The organism is Methylobacterium sp. WL103 (assembly GCF_008039885.1).
Taxonomy (GTDB): Bacteria; Pseudomonadota; Alphaproteobacteria; order Rhizobiales; family Beijerinckiaceae; genus Methylobacterium; species Methylobacterium cerastii.
This window is the reverse complement of the sequence record NZ_VRUX01000728.1, coordinates 1-1,855: the sequence shown is the minus strand read 5'-3', so window position 1 is coordinate 1,855 and position 1,855 is coordinate 1. Positions and strand designations below refer to the sequence as shown.

The 1,855-nt window shown below is 73.4% G+C and carries 3 protein-coding genes; 2 read left to right on the top strand and 1 reads right to left on the bottom strand.

Annotated elements, in window-relative coordinates:
- Positions 1 to 178 (bottom strand): diguanylate cyclase (locus tag FV222_RS31530; RefSeq protein ID WP_246685646.1); only part of this gene is annotated, 178 nt, incomplete at its 3' end.
- Between the two features lie 813 nt (positions 179 to 991).
- Here FV222_RS31530 and FV222_RS24730 point away from each other — a divergent pair.
- Both FV222_RS24730 and FV222_RS24725 read left to right on the top strand, forming a co-directional pair.
- Positions 992 to 1,459, top strand: coding sequence for a CAP domain-containing protein (locus FV222_RS24730; RefSeq protein WP_246685645.1), 468 nt, complete (start codon positions 992 to 994; stop codon positions 1,457 to 1,459).
- A 37-nt stretch (positions 1,460 to 1,496) separates the two neighbouring features.
- Positions 1,497 to 1,763, top strand: a complete 267-nt coding sequence (locus FV222_RS24725) for a TAXI family TRAP transporter solute-binding subunit (protein WP_147815884.1) — start codon at positions 1,497 to 1,499, stop codon at positions 1,761 to 1,763.
- Positions 1,764 to 1,855 lie beyond the last annotated feature (92 nt).

The window sequence follows — 1,855 nt, the reverse complement described above, 5'->3', positions numbered from 1 at the left end:
CCACGAGGTCGGCCCGGCGGCAGAGCCCGGCCAGGCGGCGGGCCGCCTCCCGCAGGCAGGCATCGCCTGCCGCGTGGCCGAAGCCGTCGTTGACCGCTTTGAAGCCGTCGAGATCGACCAGCACCAGCAGCCCCGCGCCGGCACGGCACAGGGCCGCAAGGCGGTCCTCGAAGCACATCCGGTTGGCCAGCCCCGTCATCCCGTCGACCTCGGCGCGCCGGCGCGCCGCCTCGGCGGCCAGCCTCTCCTCGGTGACGTCCTGCTTGATCCCGAACAGCCGAACCGCGACGCCCGCGCGCGCCTCCACCGTAGCGGTCAGGCGAATCCAGCGGAGCTGCCCGGCGGCGGTCCGGATCTCGGCGTCGAGGCGGAAGCCGGTCCGCTCGGTGATCGCCCGCGTGCGGGCCGCCTCGAGGGCGCGGCGCGAGGCGTCCGGATAGTGCTCGAGGGTGCGCCCCCGCGACAGGGCCGTCCCGCGCGGAATCCCGAACAGGTCGTAGACGCCGGACGACCAGTCGAGGGCCTCGTCGTGCAGCCGGCATTCCCACAGGCCGATCCCGGCCGCGGCAGCGGCCTGATCGAAGCTGCGCTGGCGCTCGGCCAGCCGCTCGGCGTCCCGGCGGATCAGGCGCAGCTGCGCCTCGGCGGACCGGAGGGTCGCCGACGCCGCGGCAGCGGCATGGGTGGGCAGCCCGGTCATGCGGTGGGCGACGCCGCCTTGCGGGAGCCGCACCGCGGGTTCGCTTCGGAGATTGCCACGCGATCCTCTCGGCGGACCGGAGCGAGCACAGGGAACGTCCCGGCATCCACGGTTCGATTCGGCACAGCCTAAGCGCAAGCCGGTGAACGGATCGTCAATCCTGATGACCGTCGCCGCTGCACGGTGCCGGCGGACACCCTATATGATCGCGCGGGCGGCCCGGCGCGGGCCGATGGCGAGCGGCGGGTCGGACACGTGGGCAGGATCGGACGATACGGTGCGGGCGTCCTGGTGTTGGCCGGCACGGCGTTGCTCGCCGGATGCGCCGCCGACACGCAGACGACCTCGGCGCTGCCGAGCCTCTACCTGCCGCTGTCGAACGACGCCGCCCACGTCGACACGGAAGCCGCCCGCGACATGATCTCGGCCTATCGCCGCGGCCGCGGCGAGGCGGCCCTCACCCTCGATCCGCAATTGCAGAAGCTCGCCGAGGCCGAGGCCGCGTCGATGGCGCTCGCAGACAGGCCGAGCAAGGCGCAGACCGTGAAGGGCGCGGTGGAGCGCCTCGGCTTCGCCTCGGCCAACGCCAACCTGTCGGCCGGCTACCACACTCTCGCAGAGGCCTTCTCCGGCTGGCGCGACAGCCCGCCCCACAACGCGGTGATGCTCGATCCGAAGGCCGCGCGGATGGGGATCGCCACCGCCTACGCGCCCGGCTCGAAGTACAAGGTCTACTGGGCGCTGCTGACCGCGAAATAACGCCCCGCCGGCCGGCAGGACCGATCCGGAGGATGCGATGCCGCCGACACGCGCCATGTTCACCCTGTGCCTAGTCGCGCTGCTGGCGCAGTCGGTGCGGGCCGATCCGCTCCGCCTCGTCCTCGGCACCGCCACCCCCGGCGGCGGCTTTCCCGCCTACGGCGCGGCGCTCGCCTCCGCGATCCATGAGGTCGACCCGGACCTCATCATCGAGACCCAGGCCAGCGGCGGCTCGGCCGAGAACGTCGGGCTGCTGCGCGCCGGCACCGTCGACCTCGCCCTGGTGCAGGGGGAGGTCGCCTAGGGCCGCCCGCCGCACCCCCACCGAAGGGGGGTATAAAAAAAAACCCGCCCCCCCCCCCGGGGGGACGTGCTGAAGGTTTGGCGGGTGCGGTA

Excerpts from the sequence above, each read along its gene's own strand:
- FV222_RS24725 (WP_147815884.1), top strand. The coding sequence starts at position 1,497 with ATGCCGCCGACACGCGCCATGTTCACCCTGTGCCTAGTCGCGCTGCTG.